General features: G+C 34.7%; 3 protein-coding genes and 1 pseudogene. All 4 read left to right on the top strand.

The genetic code is table 11. From position 1 onward, the window contains the following. Window positions 1-696 (top strand): annotated as a pseudogene (locus tag Q5O73_RS10275) (hypothetical protein); the annotation flags it as partial. A 76-nt stretch (window positions 697-772) separates the two neighbouring features. Then, window positions 773-2,506: a phospho-sugar mutase gene (locus Q5O73_RS10270; protein WP_302624142.1), complete on the top strand. Its 1,734-nt coding sequence runs from the start codon at window positions 773-775 to the stop codon at window positions 2,504-2,506. A 72-nt stretch (window positions 2,507-2,578) separates the two neighbouring features. Beyond that, window positions 2,579-2,995, top strand: coding sequence for a protease complex subunit PrcB family protein (locus tag Q5O73_RS10265; RefSeq protein WP_021951814.1), 417 nt, complete (start codon window positions 2,579-2,581; stop codon window positions 2,993-2,995). Between the two features lie 75 nt (window positions 2,996-3,070). Then, on the top strand, window positions 3,071-3,913 hold an 843-nt coding region (locus Q5O73_RS10260; RefSeq protein ID WP_302669633.1), incomplete at its 3' end, for a DUF3794 domain-containing protein.

Below are 3,913 nucleotides of genomic sequence, written 5' to 3'. Positions count from 1 at the left end.
AATGTAAATAATGAAGGTAGCATATTAGCAGGAACAAAAAAACTGGCAGCCTTTCATAACATATTAAGGGATAACAGGGAACTATTAAAGGATGTCAGGGCATTTCATCCGGGAAAAAACATGGAAAAGGTTTTTGAAAGGCACAACAGGGAAATTACTACCATAAAAAATTACATAAAGAAGAGGAAAAACAAGAATTTCTTTGAAATGTCCCTACAGGATATAATGGATGAGTACAAAAAACAGGCTGTTGTTGCTACGGAAAACTTATTAAAATCCACCTATGCCTCAAGGTTTGAAGAGGCAGTTTTAATGAAGACAATAAATCACGGGTGCTACAACCACCATAATATTTTATTTGATGGGGAAGGAATAATTATGGTGAATATGTCAAAAATTAATTACGCACCTCAGCTTCAGGATTTATACGACTGGCTTAGAAAGGTAATGGAAAAGAACAACTGGAACATCTCTCTTGGAAACAAAATCATGGAAGAATATAACAAAATTAATCCATTAAATAGTGAAGAATATACCATCCTTAAAATCATGCTAAGTTATCCGGAAAAGTTTTGGAAAATAATTAATTACTATTACAACTCTAACAAGGCGTGGTATTCGGAGAAAAACGAGGAAAAACTAACACAATTTCTAAAACAGGAAAACCTAAGACACAAATTTATAGAAAATATGTAAAAAAATATATTTGGTCTTTTATTTGGGGTTAGTTTGTATTAAAATACTTATAGCATAAATTTAATGGAGGTTTACTATGAGTTACAGAGAGTTATATAATAACTGGCTGGAAAGTCCATACTTTGACGAGGGAACAAAAGCTGAATTAAAGGCAATTGAAGGTGATGAAAAGGAAATCGAAGACAGATTTTACACTGAACTTGAATTTGGTACAGCAGGACTTAGAGGAGTTATAGGCGCTGGAACTAACAGAATGAATATTTACACTGTAAGAAAGGCTACACAGGGGCTTGCAAATTATATTATAAAGATGAATGGTCAGGACAAAGGTGTTGCAATTGCTTTTGATTCAAGACATATGTCACCGGAATTTGCAGATGAAGCTGCACTTTGCCTTAATGCAAACGGAATAAAGGCTTATGTATTTGATTCATTAAGACCTACACCGGAGCTTTCATTTGCAGTTAGGGAATTAGGATGTATAGCAGGTATTAATGTTACTGCCAGCCATAACCCGGCAGAATACAATGGATATAAAGTTTACTGGGAGGATGGAGCACAGATTACACCACCTCACGACACAGGTATTATGGATGCTGTTTCAGCCATTAGTGATTACAGCCTTGTAAAGACAATGGATAAGGATGAAGCAGTTAAGGAAGGTCTCTATGTTCAGATTGGAAAAGAAGTAGATGACAAGTACATAGCAGCTCTTAAGTCACAGGTTAAACATCAGGATGCCATTGATGCAATGCAGAAGGACATTAAGATTGTTTACACTCCACTTCACGGAACAGGAAATATTCCGGTAAGAAGAGTTCTTAAGGAATTAGGATTTGAAAATGTATATGTTGTTAAGGAGCAGGAACTTCCTGACGGAGATTTCCCTACAGTAAGTTATCCAAATCCTGAATCAAAAGAAGCCTTTGAGTTAGCAGTTAAAATGGGAAATGAAATTAATGCAGATATTTTGTTGGCCACAGACCCTGATGCTGACAGACTTGGTGTATATGTAAGAGATGATAAGACAGGAGAATATCATGTACTTACAGGTAACATGTCAGGATGCTTATTGGCAGAATATGAAATCAGTCAGATGAAAGAAGCAGGACAGCTTCCTGATGATGCAGCATTAATTAAAACTATAGTTACAACAAATCTTGCAAATGATATTGCAAAATATTACAACGTAAGACTTATTGAGGTTCTTACAGGATTTAAATATATTGGAGAGCAGATTCTTAACTTTGAAACCACTAAGAAAGGTCATTATGCTTTCGGTTTTGAGGAAAGCTACGGATGTCTTATTGGAACACATGCAAGAGATAAGGATGCAGTAGTAGCTACTATGGCACTTTGCGAGGCTGTAGCTTACTACAAGACAAAGGGAATGTCTCTTTGGGATAAGATGATTGAAATGTATGAGAGATACGGATACTGGAGTGACGGTGTTCAGTCTATTACATTAAAGGGCAAGGAAGGAATTGAAAAGATTAAGAATACAATTGAGAAGCTTCGTGAGAATGTTCCTACAGAAATTGCCGGCTATAAAGTTCTTTCAGCAAGAGACTACAAACTTGACACAGTTAAAAACATGGAAACAGGAGAAGTTACAGGTACAGGACTTCCAAAGTCAAATGTTCTTTACTATGATTTAAGTGACAGTGCATGGGTTTGTGTAAGACCATCAGGTACTGAACCAAAACTTAAATTCTACTATGGAGTTAAGGGTAAGGATTTTGCAGATGCAGAAGCTAAGGATAAGGAACTTGGCGAATATATGATTAATTTAGTAAATTCAATGCTTTAATATTTAAAAACAGGGCATAAATAAAATACACCATAATATATTTTAATAAAGATATATTGTGGTGTATTTTTTATGCTGAAAAATAAAACAGGACTGATTTTAATTCTTATTATATGCATAGTAGTAACGTCTTCATGCGGCATTCAGAAAATAAACAGCAAAAAAATAAAGGATATAGATTTTACTGTAGTGACGGAAGCAGAGGTGCCACAGGAGGTAAAACAAATAATAGAGGAACGTAAGGAAAAGGAGTTTAAGGTAACATATTCAGATGATAAGTACACTTACATTATAATTGGTTATGGAAAACAAAAGTATGAAGGGTACAGCATTACCGTAAAGAAACTATTTGAAAGCTCAAATGCAATTTTTGTTAGAACGGAGTTTTTGGGACCAAAGAAATACACCAATAACGAAACAAAAACATACCCGGTTATTGTAATTAAAATAAAATACAGTGACAAAAACGTGATATTTACCGACAATTAAAAAGTAGAATAAATATATCAGGTTGTTCATATGTTATAGAAGGTATACAGAATATAGTAAAGTCAGGGGGCAGTTATGGAATTAATAAAAAGCAATATTCATATGAGTAAAATATTAAAAAACGAGGCAAAAACTTTTTATGTAAACCACGAAGATAGGGTTACAGAGGCATATCCGGAAGTAGGAACCATTATTAATCAAAGTGAGACAGCCACAGTTGATAATGTTTCCGTGAGAAATAATCAGATTGTTATTAATGGAACAATAAATTATCAGATGCTTTACTATGGGGCTGATGATGGCAGGGTAAATGGGTTAGAAGGGGAAATTCCTTTTGAGGAAATTATAAAAGCCCAGGATATAGATGAAGATGGAAATGCAAATGTAAAACTAATGGTTATGTCATCTTCTGTCAAAATGATTGATAATAGAAGTTACATATATAAAATACAGATAATGGCATATGTTACAGTGGAAAAATTAGAAGATGTGGAGGCAGTGACAGGAGCAGACAGGGAAAACATGATGACTAAATACAGTCATATTGACGGAATATCCATTGTGGCAGACAAATCAGATAATTTAAGAATCCACGAACAGCTGTCGGTTCCTTCATCTAAACCACCTATTGAAAGAATACTGTGGAAGGATGTAAGGATAAAAAACATTAATGAAAAAATGACGGATAGTGCCGTACTTGTTACCGGAGAACTGGGGGTATTTTTGCTATATAGTCCGGAGGAAGAAAGTGCTCCAATCCAGTGGATAGATACCACCGTTAACTTTGGTGGAACTTTGGAAATAAATGAAGCGGGAGAAGATTTGATTTCCTACATAACATCAAAGCTTCATAATATTACGGTAGATGCAGAAATGAATCAGGATAATGAAATGCGGGAAATTAACATTAATGCATTG

This window comes from Eubacterium sp. AF15-50 (assembly GCF_934835595.1).
Taxonomy (GTDB): Bacteria; Bacillota; Clostridia; order Lachnospirales; family Lachnospiraceae; genus Eubacterium_G; species Eubacterium_G segne.
This window is presented reverse-complemented; position numbering and strand designations above follow the sequence as displayed.

Coding starts and splice junctions, on each gene's coding strand:
- Q5O73_RS10265 (WP_021951814.1), top strand. CDS start 2,579: ATGCTGAAAAATAAAACAGGACTGATTTTAATTCTTATTATATGCATA.
- Q5O73_RS10270 (WP_302624142.1), top strand. CDS start 773: ATGAGTTACAGAGAGTTATATAATAACTGGCTGGAAAGTCCATACTTT.